The following is a 19,318-nucleotide window of genomic DNA, read 5'->3' as shown; positions in this document are numbered from 1 at the left end:
TTGCACTCTCCTACGCAACTTTCCGGCTGTCAATTGTCTGTTTCAAGATAGCAAGCCGCGTGCGCATTCCCGTCGCCTGCCACATCAACCTGGCCTAAGGCGGAAAGTTTCCCCCTCCCGTCCCTCGGGTTTTGAACCCCTGAAACCGACTTTCAAGAACGTCGCGACAGGTCATGTTTGCGTCAAATTCGTTAACATTCATTAACCTTGACCCACGTAGAGGCAAAACCAACTGTGCCAAGACGGCACAAGTAACGTTAACCATAATTCGACTCTTAAGCCCCCTAAATTTGGCAGTTTGGAGAAAACTTTGGCAATAAAGCCGTGTTTTCAGCCACTTGATGACTAATTTCCTGCCATGATTATTAAAAAACCGTTTGTGCTTCTTCAAAATGACATAGCATAATGGTAAAGGACTAGTTAACAAGTTCATGCAACTTGTAACGATTCCATTAACGATATGGAAACCTTGGCACCTGCCCGAGACGCTCGCGCCTCAGGCCACCAAAATTACTTCGGGTCCCGGCTTCAAGAGGTTCGCCTCTCCAGCATCGCCCCGAACCAAAAACATTCGGACTTCGCCCCATCGAAGACCTGAGTAATTTAGTAAACAGGGGATGGCAGCTTTGAATACGATCACTCTCGACAGGCCACGCGCGTTACAAACCACCCTCGATTTTCATGCCTTCAATGCGATGCTCAATCTGTATGATGCAGAGGGTCGCATTCAGTTCTCGGCTGACCACGAAGCAACGCGGCAATATTTTCTGCAGCACGTGAACAAGAACACAGTGGCCTTCCAGTCACTGGATCAGAAACTCAAGTTCCTGGTCAGCGAAGGCTATTATGAAGCTGAGGTAATTCACCGATACGACCCTGCCTTCATCACCGCGATCTTCCACGCGGCGCATGAGCGCAAGTTCCGCTTTCAAAGTTTTCTGGGCGCGTTCAAGTTTTACACGAGCTACGCTCTGAAGACGTTCGACGGCAAATTGTACCTTGAACGTTTTGCAGACCGCGTCGTCATGAATGCGCTGTCCTTTGCAGATGGCGACGAAAACCTCGCCATGCGGCTGATGGATGACATGATTTCGGGTCGTTTTCAGCCGTCTACACCGACGTTCCAGAACGCCGGCAAGAAGCAGCGTGGAGGTTACATTTCATGCTTTCTGCTGCGCATCGAAGATGACATGGAGTCGATTGGCCGCTCGATCAATTCCGCCATGCAGCTGTCGCGTCGCGGCGGCGGCGTCGGCCTGTTGCTAACCAATGTTCGTGAATCAGGCGCGCCGATCAAAGGCATCGCCAATCAGGCATCCGGCGTTATTCCGGTAATGAAGCTGCTTGAGGACACGTTCTCCTATGCCCACCAGCTTGGCACACGCCAGGGGGCAGGGGCCGTCTACATCAACGCCCACCACCCGGACATCATGCGCTTCCTCGACACCAAGCGCGAAAATGCCGACGAAAAGATCCGCATCAAGACCCTCTCTCTTGGCGTGGTCATTCCGGACATCACCTTCGAACTCGCAAAGCGCAACGAGGACATGTACCTGTTCTCACCGCATGACGTGCAGAAGGTCTATGGCAAACCCATGTCGGACATCTCGATCACCGAGAAATATGACGAGATGGTCGCCAACGACAAGATCGCCAAGAAGAAGGTCAATGCCCGCGACTTCTTCCAGACGATTGCCGAAATTCAGTTCGAAAGCGGTTATCCGTATATCGTCTTTGAAGACACGACCAACCGGAACAATCCGATTGCCGGTCGTATCAACATGTCCAACCTGTGTTCGGAAATCCTTCAGGTCAACACGCCTTCCAAGATGGGCGATGACCTGACATACGAAACGGTCGGCAAGGATATTTCGTGTAATATCGGCACGATGAACATTGCCGCGGTCATGGACGGTGGTGATATTGGCACCTTCGTCGATACGGCCGTTCGCGGGCTGACCATCGTGTCTTACAAGAACGACAATTCCTGCGTACCGACCATCCTCAAGGGCAACGATGAAAGCCACGCCATCGGCCTCGGCCAGATGAACCTGCATGGCTATCTCGCCCGTGAGCGGATCCACTACGGCTCGCCAGAAGCCCTCGACTTCACCAACATCTATTTCTACACGGTGTTGTTCCACGCCTTGCGCGCCTCCAACCGCATTGCTCGGGAACGCCAAGAAATGTTCGTCGGATTTGAAGACAGCACCTACGCAAGCGGGGCTTTCTTCGACAAATACACCGATCACCCTGGGTTCCGAAGACAGAACGGGCGCAGAGGTTGTTCGATCAGGCGGGCGTCTTCATTCCAACACAGGCAGACTGGCGCGAATTGAAGGCCGACGTCATGACCTATGGGCTCTACAACCGCAACATTCAGGCGGTCCCGCCCACTGGTTCGATCAGCTACATCAACAACTCGACCGCTTCGATCCACCCGATCGCCTCGAAGATCGAAATCCGCAAGGAAGGCAAGATCGGCCGCGTTTACTATCCGGCTCCGTTCATGACCAATGACAATCTCGAATTTTATCGGGATGCCTATGAGATCGGACCGAATGCGATCATCGACACCTATGCAGCCGCACAGCAGCATGTGGATCAGGGTCTGTCACTGACCCTCTATTTCCGCGATACCGCCACCACGCGCGATATCAACAAGGCGCAGATCTACGCCTGGAAGCAGGGGATCAAGACGATCTACTACATCCGCCTGCGCCAGATGGCGCTGGAGGGCACCCAGGTCGAAGGCTGCGTGTCCTGTAGCGGCTGATGCTGATCTGTCCAGATCGCTGATGACGAGCACAATGCGACATCGAAAAGGGCTGGCGTATCTCCGCGCCAGCCCTTTTTTTGTCCCAAGTACAAGATGTGCAAGCAAGACGTCCTGCGCACTTTTGATCGCCGTGGATGCGCGAAATCTGTCCAGACCGGCTGAATATCGCTGAAAGTTCCAAAAAATCTTTTCCTATACTTAACAAACTCTTACTCTTCGAGAGACGGGTTCCTGAAGCCTCTGACAACCTGACGCTACATATTACGTATATTTTACAATACGTTACAGACCCAACCTTCAAGCTGACCAATTAAACTGCTCGCCAGGAAGCTTGGCAGCCCAGAAATTTTTGCGCCAGATCGCAGGAAAATATCAATTGTTTCAGGTCCAGATTGCAAATCACAGCGTATGAGAAGTCGAATGGAGGCGAATTCTCAGTCCTTCTTTAAATAATCTCGACATTTGCCGAAATTCAGACACTCGGTTCAAGACATGGTCGAACAGCATGACACGAGACATAGATGAACAAAATTGCGGCTTTCTTTTTCGTCCAGCATGATATTCGCTTGGTGCTTGTTGCTGGCCTCCTGTGCACTCTGACGAGCTTCGTTACGACGCTGCTCTTGCAGCGCAGTAAGTCGTCCGAAAGCAATGCAAGGATCGTCTGGCTTCTGACAGGCGGCTGTATTGGCGGGTTTGGTATCTGGGCAACGCATTTTATTGCTATGCTGGCCTATAATGCCGGAACAGAGGTTGTCTATGCCCCGGTCCTGACCATTATTTCCTGGTTGTTGCGATTGCGACAACCAGCCTAGCTCTGGCCATCAACACCTACGTTCGTGCGAAATGGGCCGTTTTCCCGGCCGGTATCGTTTTTGGCCTTGGCGTTTCCTCGATGCATTTTCTCGGCATGCGCGCGTTCATGATCGCCGGAACGATGACTTGGGACGATCACTATGTCGAAGCCGCCATCGCGCTCGCGCTGTTGTTCGCGGTTCCCGCCTTTCTCGCCAGCAATCGTATTCGCAATCAGTCTCCCGCCCGCACCGTATCCTGTCTGTTCTTTACACTCTCAGTCGTGAGCCTGCATTTCACGGCCATGGCTGCGATGAAAATTATTCCCGACCATCACGCCATGGATGTCACGCAAAATCTGTCGCCGCATACACTGGCGTTCATGATCGGAACTCTGGCGTTCTCCTTGCTGATTTGTGGCTTGACCGCCACCACATTTGCCATGCGTTCGGACATCAGAACAAACGCAAGCGAGAAACGCTTCACCATGCTGGTGCAGGCGGTTCGAGACCATGCTCTCTACATGCTTGATGCGGAAGGGCGGGTGATCAACTGGAACACCGGCGCGCAACAAAGCAAAGGCTATACGGAAGCCGAAATCATCGGGGAACCTTACTCCCGTTTTTTCACTGAAGAAGACCGTGCCAAGGGCATCCCGGATAACATCCTCCGATCAGCTCGCCAGTTGGGCCATTTCGAGGATGCTGGCTGGCGGATGCGCAAGAACGGTACTTTGATGTGGGTTGAACTGGTGATCGACGCCATTCGGGGCGAAGATGGGCGCATCATTGGCTTTGCGGTCATCACCCGCGACCGCACCGAGCAGCGCCGCAACGCGGCCAAGCTTCAGGAAACCACCGACAACCTCAGCCTTGCCCTGACGCATATGGGCAATGCACTTTGCCTATTCGACGAGCATGGTGCATTGGTCATGTATAACAAGCGCCTGAGCGAGATCATGGATATTTCCAATGATATCGACCTGACGGGCAAGAGCCTGAAAGAGCTTTGTGCCTTCAACTCCGTGTCCTCCGGCGAGCGGTTCAAGCGTTATACCGACATCATCGCCCGTGGTGGTGGCGAGGCGACAGCTCAGTTGCCATCAGGCAAACACATCCGCACAGTGCACGTGCCCGTGGAAACCGGCGGCTGGGTGATGACCATCGAGGATATCACCGAACGGGCGTTGTCCGAACAGCGTGTCATGCATATGGCGCGACACGATTCACTCACCGGCCTGCCGAACCGTCGTCAATTCATGGAGACGCTTGATCTTGAGCTGACACGGGCTGATCTGCAAAAAAGCCGCGTTGCAGTGGTCAATGTCGACCTCGACCGCTTCAAGGACATCAACGACACCTATGGACACTCTGTCGGGGATGAAATTCTCTGCCTGCTTGCGGAACGCACACGCGACGCTTTCAAGGAAGGTGAGGTTATCGGCCGTTTCGGCGGCGACGAGTTTGTTGCCTTGAAGCATTATCAGGACGATTCTGATCTTCAGGACTTCCTCAATCGTCTGACCCGTGCGTTGACCGGCAAGGTACATTACGACCATGGCGAGATCACGCCGGGCGCAAGCCTTGGCGTTGCTATTTATCCAATTGATGCCGACAATCGCGAAAAGCTACTCAATAACGCCGATATGGCCATGTACCGTGCCAAGGAAAATCTGGACGAGCATATCTGCTTTTATCAGGCGGCCATGGATGATGCAGAGCGGGAGCGCCGTGCGTTGGCCCGTGATATCTGGACAGGTCTGGACAACGACGAATTCTACCTGAATTATCAGGTGCAATGTGCGGCTGGTTCCAATGAGATCACCGGTTATGAAGTGCTGCTGCGCTGGATGCATCCGGTACACGGACGCATTGGGCCCGATGACTTCATTCCAATCGCCGAGGAGAGTGGCTCCATCGTGCCGCTTGGCGAGTGGGTTCTGGAACGCGCCTGCCGGGATGCGGTTCAGTGGAAGATTCCGGCGAAAATTGCCGTCAACCTGTCACCATTGCAATTGTCCAATGTGCACCTCGTCGACAAGGTGCGTGAAACATTGGTGGCAACCGGGCTTCCGCCAGAGCGTCTGGAGCTGGAAGTGACCGAATCCGCCATTATCGCCGACAAGATGCGGGCGCTTCATATTTTGCGCCAGATCAAGGACATGGGCGTGACCATCGCCATCGATGACTTTGGCACCGGCTATTCGTCACTGGAAACATTGCGATCTTTCCCATTCGACAAGATCAAGGTCGACAAGAGCTTCGTGTATGATCTGGAACGCGACCGTCAGGCCAAGGCCTTCATCCGTGCCATTCTGGCGCTTGGCAAGAGCCTGGAGACACCCGTTCTGATTGAAGGGGTCGAAACCGCATCGCAGGTCAACATTCTGACTCTTGAAGGCTGCAATCTGTTCCAGGGATATTACTTCGGTCGCCCGATGAGCCTCGACAAGGTGTTCGAGCGCCCCGATGACATGGACGAAGATGGCCTTGAGCGTGTGAGCGCCTGAACCCGGTCAGCTTCTGAAGGATAGATCGTCAGCGGACAACCGCGTCTTTCCCTGCGTTTTCAGGAAGTCGACAAACGCGCGCAAAGGCGCTGGCAGAAATCGTCGGTTGGGAAAATACAACTGCGGTCCCTCGAATTCTGGCCACCAGTCGGACAGAATGGGAACCAGAGTGCCCGCTTCGAAATGCGGGTCCAGCCAGTTTCTGAAGCTGTAAATTGGCCCAAAGCCATTGATTGCATGGGTAATGGCCGACGCAACGGCTTGGGTGCTGACGATCATGCGCGCGGGCGGATCAACGTTTATCACGTCACCGTCGCGCTCAAACTCCCAATCCGTGAGCGCACCGCTTGCAAACCGCCCCAGAATACAGCGATGGTGCAAGAGATCCCGCGGATGCCGGATTGGCCCCAACGACTGCATCTCGTCGAGATAAGCCGGAGACGCTCCAACAGCGCCCATTTGCAGGCGCGGCCCCAAGGGGATCGCCACCATGTCCTGTGCCAGAAATTCTCCGTAACGAATGCCTGCATCCGCGCCCGCCGCGATGGCATCGACCAGTCGGTCATCCACGGTAATGTCGAAGCGGACTTCGGGATAGCGGAGGAGAAACGCCTCGACAAGCGGCGGCAAAATATCCACCATCACCGCATCAGGAACATTCAGCCGCAAAGTTCCACGCACCGCATTGCGGGAACTCATGGCCTCTTCAACGGCGACAGATGTTTCCGCAAACAAAGGGGTCAGGCGCTGAGCCAACGCGCGCCCCGCCTCGGTCGGCGCGACGCTGCGCGTGGTACGGGCAAAAAGCTGAATCCCGAGCGCGGTTTCAAGCCGCGTGATGGTCTCGCTGACTGTCGAGGGAGAGGAGCCGATGCGGCGCGCAGCATCCCGAAAGCCTTCCGCGCGCACGACGCTGAGAAAGACGGCCAGATCATCCAGCGATGCGGGTGTTTCATTGTTCGGCATACCGATCACACTATTCGGCATTAGGCCAATTATCAAATCACAAAACCTATATTATGTAGGTGCCAGCCACAGGAGAAATCTCATGACACAAGCCTCTTCCCAAAAACCCGACGCCGCAGCCGCCGGACGTTTCACCTTTCCGGGAACCGACATCTCGGTCAACCGCATGGGCTATGGTGCCATGCAACTGGCCGGTCCGCATGTGTTCGGCCCGCCCAAGGATGAAGACGAAGCCCGCGCCGTGTTGCGTGAAGCCCTTGACCTCGGCATTGACCATATCGACACCAGCGACTTCTATGGGCCGTATGTCACCAACCGCCTGATCCGCGAAACCCTTGCTCCCTATCCAGATGCGCTGACACTGGTCACCAAGATTGGTGCGTGGCGTGACGACAAGGGCGACTGGATCCTTGATCACTCAGACGATTTTCTGCGCAAGTCGGTTCAGGACAATCTCGACAATCTGAAGCTTGACCAGATCGACATCGTCAACCTGCGCATGAGTGGCCCGGACGACGACATGGTCGCACCGATGAACACCATGAAGGCGATGCAAAGTGAAGGCTTGATCAAGCATATCGGTCTGAGCACCGTCACCAGCGAGCAGATCAAGGTTGCCCGCGACATTGCGCCGATCGTCTGTGTCCAGAACCACTACAATCTGGTCAAGCGCGACGATGATGACATGGTGGACGGCCTCGCCAAAGATGGCATTGCCTATGTGCCATACTTCCCGTTGGGCGGCTTCTCGCCAATCCAGTCGGATGAACTGGCCAATATTGCGCAAGACCTTGGTGCAAGCCAGCAGGCTGTTGCCCTCGCCTGGCTGCTGCAACGCAGCCCCAACATGCTCGTCATTCCGGGCACCTCCTCTCGCAGCCATCTGCGCGACAATATTGCCGCCGCAAGCCTGAGCCTGCCAGAAGCGGTCCTCACCCGCCTGAATGCGCTTGCCAACGCCTGACCTGCTCGACAGCTCCGACAGCTGCCGATCTGACCTCCAGAACCCTCGGTTGCGAACTGCCGCTGCCGGGGGTTTGTCGGTCTGCGCCAATTGACCGCAGCAAGCACTCTTGTCAGGGTGGATCTCGTCGGCCTATCACCGACAGGCACTCTGGCGGACCCTTTGCATGTACACCTATTTCAAAAGCCTGGCCGATAGCGACCGCACAGACCGCAGCGACCGGGACCTTGCCCTTTATCTGGCGCTCGTCGCCGGAGCCATTAATGCGGGCGGCTACATCTCCGTGCATCAATACACCTCGCATATGTCAGGGATTGTCGCCTCATTGGCCGAGCATCTGGTGACCTGGAAGGTGGATCTGCTGCTGCATGGCATCACCGGGCTTGGCTTCTTTTTGCTCGGTGCCATTCTATCGACGGTGCTGATCAACTGGGGTCGCCGCCGCGAACTGCATTCGCGCTATGCGATGCCTTTGTGTCTGCAAGCTCTGCTCATCATCGTCTTTGCCGCCACCGGGCTGTTTCCGGACGCATCGCTCGTTCACAACACGCTGTTCATCATCGGTTTGTTGTGCTTCCAGATGGGCTTGCAAAACGCCATGATCACCAAGCTGTCCAACGCCCGCATCCGTACCACCCATGTCACCGGAATGGTAACGGACATCGGCATCGAGTTGGGCCGCTTGATCTACATCAATCCGCGTGTCCCGGATCCGAACCATCCTCCAGTCGTGGCCAACCGCGCCAAACTCGCATTGCTGTTATCCTTGGTGTCCCTGTTTTTCAGCGGCGGTGTTATCGGGGCCTGGCTGTTCACCACCTGCGGGATCGTCACCAGTGTGGTGTTTGCCATTCCCCTGCTGATCCTCGCAGCCTTCCCCTTGCTGCTGGACTATCGCTTGTCGCAGGATCGTCTGTCCTAGGATCACGCGCCTAAAGCGTCTCGTGAAAAGCGGTCAGGGCCGCCAGACGGGGCAGGGCAGCCGTCTTGATCGCAGCATGGATCTCCTCTGGAAAGGCTTCCGGTAATTGCGCTTCAATGGCGTCGAAGGCCAGGCCAGTCTTTTCCACCAGAAGGCTGGTTGCCTGATGCAGGGCCACAGGCGCGAGACCTGCCGATTGGCACGTCTGCTGCAAGTGCCGGGGATGAATTTCAGTCAGTCGGTAATGCCGATTTCGTCCAAAGGCCATCGCCAGTTTCATCTGGCGTTGAGTGATCTGGCCAAGCGCCAGACTGGGCTCGGCACTGAGAATATCATAGAGAGGCGTCATCGCGAACGCGCCACCCGCGCGCAGGAACACGCTGAAATTCTTGGCGTGGCCGTCAGTGGCCCCGATCATCCAGAAGAACAACTGCGCGGCAAGAAAACGGGCAAGGTCATCGATAGGCGTATCAGAGGCTTGTAAAAACTGCCCAATTGCACTGATCCCCGGCCCGCCTTCATTTTCATATTTCAACGTCGGCGGCACAGACAACGCCTGACAGCAATCTTCCTGAGGCAGGCGTAGAAGGCGACCATCTGCCGTCCGGCGCCGGTCAAACCGCTCGATCACCAGCGCCTTGGTTTTACCGAAGGTTTCAATCCGTGCCGCATTGGCCGGCAGCCCAACCAATTCGGCAAGCTTCAGACAGTAAAACTCGTTTTCAACGCTGTTTGACAAATCGACACCATTGGGCAGATGGCCAATCTGAGTCTTGAAGATATGGGTTGTGGGGGTGGTGCCATGTGGCTTCAACCAGCGACCATCGTGAAAGGTGAGGGCGGTCTTCTCCTGCGCGCCCGCCACTGAAATACGAAAGGCGTCGTCGCGTTGCAGACCTAAAGGTGCCTGCGCAAGATGGGTCAGGAGATGCTCAACCCCTGCCGCATCCAGAGGCTCACCATCCAGCCGATCTGCCTGTCGATCCGCGTCGCCCGGCACGAATTGCAAGGCCCCGACGCAATCTGCACCAATGCGTGCGAGCATGGAAAAAGCATCGGTTCCGCGCGCGCCCACACGCTCGGCGACGCGTCGACGCAAACCATCCGAATCGGGCAGCAGATTTTCAAAAACCGCGGACACAGCATCGCCGCGATAGGCGTCCTCACGCAATGGAAGCGAAAGGGACACCGGAATAGCACCGGGCTGATCCACCCAGGTCCCGTCATAGCGAAAGGCAATGGCACCCGAAGCGTCCCGGCTGAGAACGCCAACCAACCGGTTGTGCAAATAGACCCGCAGCGGCGGATGGGCGGGACGACGGCCCATCAGCGCAATATGTCCTCGATGCTGAGGCTGTCCGCCGCCGAAGTGACGCGTTCCCCAATGCGAAACTCCAGATTGAGCGCCGCCAGAACCGCCAGCAACGTGTCGAGGCGGACCGCCGGATTGCCGGTTTCCATTTGCGAAATTGTTGCCTGCCGAAAGCCGATGCGCGCACCAAGATCGGCCTGACTCAAGCCTTTCGCTTTGCGCGCACGGCGCAAGAGCGCTCCTATCTGCTGCGGGCTGCGGGCAAGCTGGTCCATCAGATCAATCCTCCTGATACGCCACGGCGTATAAACTCAGGATACCCGATCTATCGTATAAACTCAAGATATACGCCGAAAGAAATAAAGTCGATTTATAGGCTTCAGCGTATATTCAAAAGCGCCGCGCACGGCTTGCACATCCCGCAGGCCCTTGGTTTCAAGCCATCTGTTCAGCCAGAGACCGGGTCTTCTCCGTCACCAGATCGCCGGTCTGCTTCGTCGATGCAGGCTCGATCAACAGCACCCAGCACTCTTCCTCGGCCACCGGATTATGCCGCAAACCCTTGGGGATCGTCAAAAAAGATCCTGCTCCGAAATCCACTGGGCCATCTTCAAATTCAATCCGAAGCTGACCACGAACGATGTAGAACAGCTCCTCCTCGCCCTCATGCGCGTGCCAGACGAATTCGCCTTTCAGTTTCGCAACCTTGAGAAGCTGATCATTGACCTGCCCCACAACCTTCGGGAACCAATAGTCGGTGACACGGTCGAAAGCCTCTTCGATGTTCAACGGAACGGGGAGCATGATCTTGATCCTCATGAGAATGAGCAGGGGGCCTTTATCGGACACCAAAGATAGGGTGCACCGGCGCCTTTAGGAAATTCACATTGAACCGATCTTCCATTAGAGATGCTTATGAAGCCTGCCCAAGATGGTCCTGCCACCGACATTCTCTCCAATCTTCACACCGCCTTCCGTCACTCCGGCTGCATCAAAGATCGACTAATACTTGACTATTATATTCATATTTTCTAAAGCCAAGTCAGTTCTCTGGAGTCCACCATGCCCTCACATCCCGCCCAGCCCGACGCACGACCCGATGTCTGCCTGCTTGAGGCCAACGCCATAACCATGTGCATTGGCGAAAAAACACTGCTCAATGATGTCAGTGGCAGCTTTCGCACCGGTGACGTTGTCGGATTGATCGGTCACAATGGCTCTGGAAAATCCACCTTTTTGAAAACTCTGGCCCGACAGATCGAACCAACCTCGGGAACTGTTCAGCTCAATGGCCGGGTGACCCACACCATTGCTGCCCGAGCATTCGCCCGTGACATTGCCTATCTGCCGCAAGACAGCGCCGCTTCAGGCCCGATGAAGGTCGGCGAATTGGTGGCGTGTGGACGCTACCCTGGCACGGCGCTCTGGGTCGCATCACCGACACGGACCGCGCTGCTGTCCGGCACGCCATGGTTCAAACCGGTGTCGACGATCTTGAGCAGCGCTGGGTTGCAACCCTGTCAGGCGGTGAACGCCAGCGCGTTCTGCTTGCCATGCTGCTGGCGCAACAAAGTCGGTTCATGCTTTTGGACGAACCCACCTCCGCCCTTGATATTGCCCATCAGGTCGAAGTCTTGCGCATCATGCGCGATCAGGCCCGCGCCAAGAGAATTGGTGTTGTGGTCGTGCTGCATGATGTCAACATGGCAATGCGTTTCTGTGACCGGCTGATCGCCCTGAAGGCCGGACGGATCGTCGCCGAAGGCAGCCCACACGCCCTGATGACACCAGAAACCCTGCACATGATTTACGGCATCAGGATGGAGGTCACACCGCACCCGAGCCTGAACATTCCCGTCGCCTGCGCCTGTTGATTGATGGAAGACCACATGACCGGACGGCCTCTCATACTGCCGCAAGGCGGACGTCTGACCCGCAGACATTTTCTTGCAGCAGGCACAGGCTTTCTCGCCTCAACTGCCATGGCGCCCATGGTGTTTGCCAGCGGATCTGAGCGCATCGTCAGCCTCGATTATGGTCTGGCCTCAACGCTTCTGGCGCTTGGTGTGACGCCTGTCGGCGTGGCAGATCTCGACGCCTGGAGCAAATGGGTGGTCGAGCCGAAGATGCCCGAAGGGGTGGCCGATGTCGGGCAGGCGATGTCCGTCAATCTGGAAGCACTGATGCAATTGCAGCCCACGCTGATCCTGACAACGCCCTATCTGGATGCGGTACGGCCCAAGATCGAGCCGATCGCACCCACCTTGCGGCTTGATGTCTACGACCAGAGTTCGGGTCCAATCCTGCCCAAGGCGATTGCCGCAACCCGCCGACTTGCCGGACATATCGGACGACGCGCGCAAGGGGAGGCGTTTCTCACCCACGCCAATGACGTGTTTGACGACTGCCGAAAGCGCCTTGCCCGCGTTGGAGCACCGTCGCTGCTGCTCATCAGTTTTCTCGACAGTCGCAACCTGCGCGTTTACAGCCACCCCGGCCTCTATGACGATGTCCTGACCCGGCTCGGCCTCCAGAATGCCTGGACGCAGCCCGGGACATATTGGGGCTTCGCCAATATCACCATCCCGGATCTGGCGGCCATCAGCGATGAGAACACGCGTCTTGTGGCGATCAAGCCAATCCCCTCCGATGTGCTGCCTACTTTGGCGCACAGCCCGCTGTGGACCCATTTGCCTTTCGTAAAGAAGGGGCGTTTCGGCGAAATGGACCCAGCATTGATGTTCGGCATGGTGGTGGAAGCCCTGCGCTTTGCCCGGCAGGTGACCGACTATGTAGAGCAACAGGCATGACAACGGCAACGCTTTCACATCGATCTGGTGGCCCGCTCCGGATATCGCTCATCCTTGCCGGAATGGCGGTGCTGGCGCTCGGCTTGACAGTCTCGCAGATTGTTCCCCTGCTTTCCTCGTCTTCGAACACCGCACTCGTCAACAGCACCGACACCTATGACGTTCAGCATATGCTGCTGGTCTATGCCACCTTGCCCAGAGTGGCGATGGCGTTGCTGTGTGGGGCCATGCTTGGCATGTCCGGGGCGCTGTTTCAAATGGTACTGCGCAATCCGCTGGCCTCTCCTGCAACGCTCGGCATTTCAGCAGGCGCCAATCTGGCCCTTGTCATTGTCATGCTGTTTGCACCCGCGTTGCTCGGCATCGGGCGCGACATCGTCTCGCTTGCTGGCAGTGGCATTGCCGTCGCGTTGGTGATGGCGCTCGGGGCAAGGCGTGGTTTCTCTCCCTTCAGTCTGGTGTTGGCGGGATTGATCGTCAGTCTGTGGTGTGGCGCTCTCGCAGCTCTCCTGACGCTGATGAATGCGAAGTGGCTCGCAAGCCTGTTTATCTGGGGCGCCGGATCCTTGTCACAGCAAAGCTGGACCTTGTGCCTGTCGTTGCTGCCCAAGGCCGTGGTTCTGGCCGCACTTGCTCTGCCGCTGCTGCGCCCACTTGCCGTTCTTGAGGCCGGAGAGGAAAATGCGCGCGCGCTCGGCCTTAACATCCGCTTTCTGAGAACCGGCGTTCTCGTGATCGCCACCGCCCTGACCGCCCTGGTCACCAGTGCGGTCGGCGTGATCGGGTTCATCGGCCTTGTTGGCCCAGCCGTGGCGCGGCTCGGCGGAGCACGGCGCCCGCACGAACAACTGCTGTGGTCTGCCCTCGCCGGAGCAACTCTGCTGTGGCTGACCGACGAACTGGTGATCGTCGCGTCCGGGGCGCTAAAGGATTTCATTCCCACCGGCACTGTGACCGCTGTACTGGGCGGGCCGCTGCTGCTGCTCATGTTGCGCCATCTCAAGGCGTCGCATCGCTCTATTGGCTCGGCAGCAGGCGGTTTTTTACAGCATGGCATGACCCGCAAACCCCTGCTGATCGCTGGTCTGGTGGTGTTGCCGTTCATTTGTCTTGTTGGCGCATTGTTGATTGGCCCGCTTCCCGGGGGGGCTTGGCCTTCCGGTGGCCGAATTCCGTGCGGATATTCTGTCGCTACGACTGCCCAGAGTGATGTCGGCCCTGTTGGCCGGAATGATGGCAGGCGCCGCCGGAACCATCCTGCAACGGCTTACCGGCAATGAAATGGCCAGCCCGGAAGTGCTTGGCATCAGCGCCGGAGCCACGTGTGGCGTCACCGTATTGGTCTTTCTGGTGGCTGCGCCGTCATTACCGTTGCAACTTGTCTTTGCAAGTCTTGGCGCGTTTGCCGTTTTGGCCGTGGTGTTTTCTCTTGCAAGCAGGGGCCACTTCGAACCTGAAAAGCTGTTGATGGCCGGAGTCGCCCTCAGCGCGATCGTTGACGCTCTTGTCGGGATCATTGCTGCCAAGGGCGATCCGCGCGCCCTGTTCCTGCTGCGCTGGATGTCCGGCTCCACCTACAATGCCCAAATGCCGCTGATGATCTTCCTTGCCATCGTCTGCGTGGTGCTGATGCTTGCGACGTTGGCGCTGCATCGCTGGTTGAACCTGCTGCCACTTGGCCCCGCATCCGCCTCCAGCCTTGGCCTGCGGCTAAAACCAGCACATCTCACCTTGTTCGGCCTGGCCGGATTGCTCAGTGCCGGGGCGACCATGGCCGCCGGGCCATTGAGTTTTGCAGGTCTGATGGCTCCCCATATTGCCCGCGAAAGCGGATTGCATCGCGCGCTCGGGCAAACGCTCGGCTCGATTGCCGCAGGGGGAATGATCATGGTTGTTGCCGATTGGATCGGCCGCAATCTGGCCTATCCATATGATCTGCCTGCCGGATTGATTGCGGCGCTGATCGGCGCACCCTTTGTCATGGTTCTGATGCGCCGCAAGGTCTGACACTCGGAGAACTCAAACAGCCCGTCAAAACTGCGCAGTCTGTTATCGTAACAGCGTCTGGCCTTGTGGCAGGGGGCAGGCCGAACCGCAACCGCCGGCGCCGGGCACCAGATAGCTCAGGCAACACACCTTGCGGGTGCACGTGCAGCCATCAGACGCGGGCTCATGCAAATGACGGATCAAGCCGCACAGTGGATTTTTCCGACCGCAGAGCACCGGGCTGTCGAGAAGCTGATGAGCCACCGGATCTGGCATCCCATCTTCAGCCGCAAACGCATGCAGGACCCAATCGAGGTAACCCGCCAGATTTGACCAGAGCAAACGCCGGCCGACCTTCAACTCGCGTTGCAGAAAGGTGATTGCCGGGTCCAGATGATCGAAAAGCAGGGGTCCGAAAGCTTCGTCAAGGGGCTGGTCCGGACATCTCTCACCCGAATGCGCAATTTCGAAACAAATCGGCAAACCGGTCTGCGGGTCGTAAATCGCCGACATCTCCTGCATGGCCAGCGGCAGCACCCGACGCTCCCTGATCCACAACGCGACAGGGCACAACGCCAACAAGGCGAGATAATATCGGCTCCAGAGCGACACCAGCGCCCGGTCATCTGCAGAAGGATGCCTTGCCCTATGCATCTGAAAAAGCGGAGCAAATCCCTCAGCCGTAAAAAGTGAAGTGCATGAGACACGTGTGCCACGCCCGCCCGCATCCAGACTGAAATTGCCGTCGAAAAACGCTGCCTTGGTTCCCAAGGCTGTCGTCAGCATTGCCGCCATCGGGTCGCGCAGTGCACCAGCCATAGTCTGGTCCTCGTTCATGTCTCAAAAAACAAAGCGGGGCTCCAACCACGTCGGAGCCCCGCATATGACCAGTGCCGGTTACCAGGTTGCTTTCAGGGTTGCCAGAATGGTGCGGCCGTCGCCGTAGTAGCAGGTGCCACTGGAGCAAACGGACGTGTAGCGACGGTCGAGAAGATTGGTCGCGTTGAGCTGCAAGTTGAGATTTTTCGTCACCTGATAAGACGCCATGGCGTCAAATACAGTGTGCCCCGGGTTCTTCTCTGTGTTGGCATTGTCGCTGAAGGTTGATCCGACAAAGCGAACACCAGCCCCCAGGCGCAACTCTCCCAGCCGATCACTTGCCGGAATGGTGTAATCCAACCAGGCGGAGGCCACGTTGTGCGGCACCAGAGAAGGATCATTGCCCACGACAGAACTGTCCGCATCCGCTGTGATCTCGGGATCCCAGTAGGAATAGGCGAAGGTCGCGTTCCAGCGTTCATTGAACGTCAGACGTCCTTCGACTTCCATGCCCCGCACTCGAACTTCGCCGGTTTGCCGGGTCAGGCTGGTGATCGGGTCCGTTGTCTGCACGTTGGTCTGCGTCAGATCGAACAGGGACACCGTGAAGAGAGCCTTCAGGCGATCAAGATCGGGACGATATTTCAGCCCGACTTCATATTGCGTGCCCTGTTGAGGTTTGAGCGACGTGTCGCTGGAGCCATAGGCGGTTGCAGGGGAGACAAGTGGCTGGAAGGACTCCGAGTAATTGGCATAAGCCGAGATCTGCGGCGTTACCTTGTAGGACACCCCAACCCGAGACGTGATGTCATGCGCCGACGTATCTTCTTCAACGCCAGTGTCCTTGTAGGTCACATCGCTGTCAACGTGATCATAGCGCAGGCCGCCGGTGACAGTCAGCTTGTCGAAGAATGTCAGCTCATCCTGAGCATATAGACCCAGAGCCTTCTGCTTGATGTTCCAATACAGATAGGTCGGTTCCGTGATGCACGACATGCCACAATAGCTTGGATCATAGATATCCAGTGGGCCGGCCGTGCCATAAGTGATGTTTTCGGTTGTATCGTCATAGGCATAGCTCAGCCCCAACAACAATTTGTTGTCGAGCGCCCGATAGTGAGAATCGTACTGAAGCTGGTTGTCGATGGCAAAACGCTTGGATTCCCCGTCTGTGCCAAAGGAGACCCTGTCCGCGGTATCATCGGTAGACGCGCCATAGACCTCGGCGTAATCCAGTTTCACTGCCGAATAGCGTGCTTTCTGGCGGAACGTCAGATTATCCGAGAAGTCATGCCGAAACAAATAGGTGAAATCCGCCTGACGGGTGTTGAAGCGATTGTAATCCGGCTCGCCGAGAAAGGTGTAGATGTCGATGCCACTGCCCTGAACATATTCATGCGCGGGCGTGCCATCGCGCTTGCTGTAATCCGCCAGAAAGGTGATTTCGGTAGAATCATCCGGCGTGTAGGTGAGGGCCGGCGCGATATAAAGCCGATCATCCTTTGAATACTCATACTGGGCATCGGCCTTCTGGCCCTTGGCTGTCAGGCGGTATTTCCAATGAGCGTCCTTATCAATCGGACCTCCGATGTCAAAGCCGGTCTCATAGTGATTGTCACCGCCAACGGTGACATAGGCCTCGTGATGCGCCGTGTCCTGCGGTCGCTTGGTCACGGCATTGATCAGGCCACCTGGTTGGTTCAGGCCGAAGAGCGATGAGGTTGAGCCTTTGAGAACTTCAACTCGTTCAAGCCCGTAAGGCTCAACGCGTGCGGCGGTATACCAGCCTCAGGACCCGGGCGGGCAGACCATCCCGATATGTCCCGAGCGTTGTCTCGCCAAAGCCGCGAATACGGAAATAATCATAGCGGTCATCAGAACCATATTCGTCTGTCACCACAGAAGACGTATAGGCCACAGCTTCCTGAGTGTTCTGCACGTTGCGGGTTTGCATTTCCTTTTCCGTCACCACGGTCACAGCCGCAGGCGTATCAAGGATGGACGTACCGGTTTTGGTGCCGACATCCGACTGGTCCGCTACATAATCCGTGGTGTCTTCGCCACTTGCGCCCGCCAACGTCACCGTCACCTGATCAAGGACAACATTCCCTGATGTCGTTGCCGACGTATTTGTTACGGCCTTTGATGTGTCGGTCGCATCCTGTGCGAGCGCGCCTTGTGACAAAAGCGCCAGAGTCAGAAAACTCGCTCCGGTCATCAGGCAGGCTCGTTTGGACAAAGGTGGGCGAGCAGCTACTACGCAGCCGCGATTGTTCGGACGACGCATCGGATGCGATCCCCCCTAAAGATTAGAAATGTGATGAGAAAGCGCAGAATCGCGTGGCGGCAGCTAGATGCACTTAATAAAATATGAGTTTAAGAGTCAAGTTATATACTGAAGTTTTCAAAACCGAAATCCGGCTTTTTCAAGAGGCTGGATAAGCTGCTCGGCATACGGAAATAACCTTCTCACGCAACCACTTATGCGCCGGGTCGGCATCCATGCGCGGATGCCACATCGCCAAAATATTGAAATCCGGCAGGGTCACCGGAACTTTGAAGCACCCAAGACCGGCGGTGGTAACCGCCTCTTCAGCCGATAAAATCGCCCTTAGACAAGAGCGTGGAACAAGTGTCACTACAGGTCTGATTGCTGCGCAATCCGCATGGCATCGGGGTACCCCGGTACAATGACCCGAACCGCGCGTGCAAGATCAAGGTCGGCCAAGGCCGCATCAATTGCGCTCCAACTGGTTTTGTCTTTGGAAGCAACGATATGATCACAGGCGGCGTAATCGGAGGCGCTGATCGCGTCGCGGCGCAAGAGGGGATGCCCAAGCCGGGCCACACCGACAAAACAATCCCGGAACATCAGATGCGTGCGAATTTCCGGCGCGCTGGTGCCCAAAACCCCGATCTCCAGATCAATTTCACCATCGCGCAGCGGCCCAGCCTCCTTGTCCGGCTTGGCGACAAAGCGCAGACAAACCTGCGGGGCCACAACGGTCACGGCCGCCACCACGGTTGGCGACAGGAATTCCAGAAAGGCTTCACTGACCCGGATTGTAAAGGTCTGTCGCAGAGACTTGAGATCAAGCGTGTTGACGTAGGGTCGTAGAACGGCCTGTGCCTCCAACGCCAGATCATGCACCCGGTCGCGCAGCTCGACCGCATGAGGGGTTGGCACCAAACCCCGGCCCGCACGCACCAAAAGCGGATCACCTGTTGCCTGTCGAAGCCGCGTCAATGTGCGGCTCATTGCGGAGGTGCTCAGACCAAGATGGCGCGCGGCCCCCGTAACGCTGCCTTCAGCCAGCAGCACATCCAACGCCACCAGCAAATTGAGGTCAACATCGCTCATCCCGTCAAATCCCTCTGCTTTCAAATGGAAGCATAGCGTCAGGCGCAATTATATCTTTCATCTGATGCGTCTGTCGCCTGTCTTCTCGCTCCTTA

13 protein-coding genes and 4 pseudogenes are annotated in these 19,318 nt (G+C 56.7%); 8 read left to right on the top strand and 9 right to left on the bottom strand.

Features of this window, described 5'->3' with window-relative positions; translation table 11 throughout:
- Positions 1-617 precede the first annotated feature (617 nt).
- The 3 genes and pseudogenes from nrdE to AC0L7U_RS20525 all read left to right on the top strand — a co-directional run bounded on the left by nrdE (position 618) and on the right by AC0L7U_RS20525 (position 6,083).
- A pseudogene (gene nrdE / locus AC0L7U_RS20535) lies at positions 618-2,776 on the top strand (class 1b ribonucleoside-diphosphate reductase subunit alpha).
- A gap of 524 nt (positions 2,777-3,300) precedes the next feature.
- The gene (locus AC0L7U_RS20530) at positions 3,301-3,594 is read left to right on the top strand and encodes an MHYT domain-containing protein (RefSeq protein WP_473696441.1); all 294 of its coding nucleotides are present in this window, start codon (positions 3,301-3,303) and stop codon (positions 3,592-3,594) included.
- An 80-nt stretch (positions 3,595-3,674) separates the two neighbouring features.
- The gene (locus AC0L7U_RS20525; protein WP_473696439.1) at positions 3,675-6,083 is read left to right on the top strand and encodes a bifunctional diguanylate cyclase/phosphodiesterase; all 2,409 of its coding nucleotides are present in this window, start codon (positions 3,675-3,677) and stop codon (positions 6,081-6,083) included.
- Between the two features lie 6 nt (positions 6,084-6,089).
- Here the strand turns inward: AC0L7U_RS20525 and AC0L7U_RS20520 are convergent, their stop codons facing one another.
- A complete protein-coding gene (locus AC0L7U_RS20520) occupies positions 6,090-7,070 on the bottom strand; it encodes a LysR family transcriptional regulator (RefSeq protein WP_473696437.1) in 981 nt (326 codons plus the stop codon).
- Between the two features lie 61 nt (positions 7,071-7,131).
- Between AC0L7U_RS20520 and AC0L7U_RS20515 the strand changes: the two genes are divergently transcribed.
- Positions 7,132-8,013, top strand: coding sequence for an oxidoreductase (locus AC0L7U_RS20515; protein ID WP_473696435.1), 882 nt, complete (start codon positions 7,132-7,134; stop codon positions 8,011-8,013).
- Between the two features lie 109 nt (positions 8,014-8,122).
- Complete coding sequence (locus AC0L7U_RS20510; protein ID WP_473696433.1) at positions 8,123-8,935, top strand: YoaK family protein; 813 nt, start codon at positions 8,123-8,125, stop codon at positions 8,933-8,935.
- Between the two features lie 10 nt (positions 8,936-8,945).
- Here the strand turns inward: AC0L7U_RS20510 and AC0L7U_RS20505 are convergent, their stop codons facing one another.
- From AC0L7U_RS20505 to AC0L7U_RS20495, 3 genes are all read right to left on the bottom strand, one after another.
- Complete coding sequence (locus AC0L7U_RS20505) at positions 8,946-10,262, bottom strand: type II toxin-antitoxin system HipA family toxin (protein ID WP_473696431.1); 1,317 nt, start codon at positions 10,260-10,262, stop codon at positions 8,946-8,948.
- Positions 10,262-10,522: a helix-turn-helix domain-containing protein gene (locus AC0L7U_RS20500; protein ID WP_473696429.1), complete on the bottom strand. Its 261-nt coding sequence runs from the start codon at positions 10,520-10,522 to the stop codon at positions 10,262-10,264. Before AC0L7U_RS20500 ends, AC0L7U_RS20505 begins: the two co-directional genes overlap by 1 nt.
- 160 nt (positions 10,523-10,682) lie before the next feature.
- The gene (locus tag AC0L7U_RS20495) at positions 10,683-11,051 is read right to left on the bottom strand and encodes a cupin domain-containing protein (RefSeq protein ID WP_473696427.1); all 369 of its coding nucleotides are present in this window, start codon (positions 11,049-11,051) and stop codon (positions 10,683-10,685) included.
- A gap of 258 nt (positions 11,052-11,309) precedes the next feature.
- Here AC0L7U_RS20495 and AC0L7U_RS20490 point away from each other — a divergent pair.
- The 3 genes and pseudogenes from AC0L7U_RS20490 (at position 11,310) to fhuB (ending at position 15,064) form a co-directional block, all read left to right on the top strand.
- Positions 11,310-12,121 (top strand): annotated as a pseudogene (locus tag AC0L7U_RS20490) (ABC transporter ATP-binding protein).
- A gap of 15 nt (positions 12,122-12,136) precedes the next feature.
- Positions 12,137-13,057, top strand: coding sequence for an iron-siderophore ABC transporter substrate-binding protein (locus tag AC0L7U_RS20485; RefSeq protein ID WP_473696425.1), 921 nt, complete (start codon positions 12,137-12,139; stop codon positions 13,055-13,057).
- Positions 13,054-15,064 (top strand): annotated as a pseudogene (gene fhuB, locus AC0L7U_RS20480) (Fe(3+)-hydroxamate ABC transporter permease FhuB). The gene AC0L7U_RS20485 and the pseudogene fhuB overlap by 4 nt, the downstream one beginning before the upstream one ends.
- Positions 15,065-15,106: 42 nt before the next feature.
- Here fhuB and fhuF read toward each other — a convergent pair.
- The 5 genes and pseudogenes from fhuF to AC0L7U_RS20455 all read right to left on the bottom strand — a co-directional run bounded on the left by fhuF (position 15,107) and on the right by AC0L7U_RS20455 (position 19,223).
- The gene (gene fhuF / locus AC0L7U_RS20475; RefSeq protein ID WP_473696423.1) at positions 15,107-15,862 is read right to left on the bottom strand and encodes a siderophore-iron reductase FhuF; all 756 of its coding nucleotides are present in this window, start codon (positions 15,860-15,862) and stop codon (positions 15,107-15,109) included.
- A gap of 78 nt (positions 15,863-15,940) precedes the next feature.
- Positions 15,941-17,575 (bottom strand): annotated as a pseudogene (locus tag AC0L7U_RS20470) (TonB-dependent siderophore receptor); the annotation flags it as partial.
- Positions 17,576-17,624: 49 nt separating this feature from the next.
- Complete coding sequence (locus AC0L7U_RS20465; RefSeq protein ID WP_473696421.1) at positions 17,625-18,080, bottom strand: TonB-dependent receptor plug domain-containing protein; 456 nt, start codon at positions 18,078-18,080, stop codon at positions 17,625-17,627.
- Positions 18,081-18,288: 208 nt separating this feature from the next.
- A complete protein-coding gene (locus tag AC0L7U_RS20460) occupies positions 18,289-18,501 on the bottom strand; it encodes a hypothetical protein (protein ID WP_473696419.1) in 213 nt (70 codons plus the stop codon).
- Positions 18,501-19,223: a LysR family transcriptional regulator gene (locus tag AC0L7U_RS20455; RefSeq protein ID WP_473696417.1), complete on the bottom strand. Its 723-nt coding sequence runs from the start codon at positions 19,221-19,223 to the stop codon at positions 18,501-18,503. The genes AC0L7U_RS20460 and AC0L7U_RS20455 overlap by 1 nt, the downstream gene beginning before the upstream one ends.
- Positions 19,224-19,318 lie beyond the last annotated feature (95 nt).

The organism is Roseibium sp. 10G30-5, from assembly GCF_055809635.1.
This window is presented reverse-complemented; position numbering and strand designations above follow the sequence as displayed.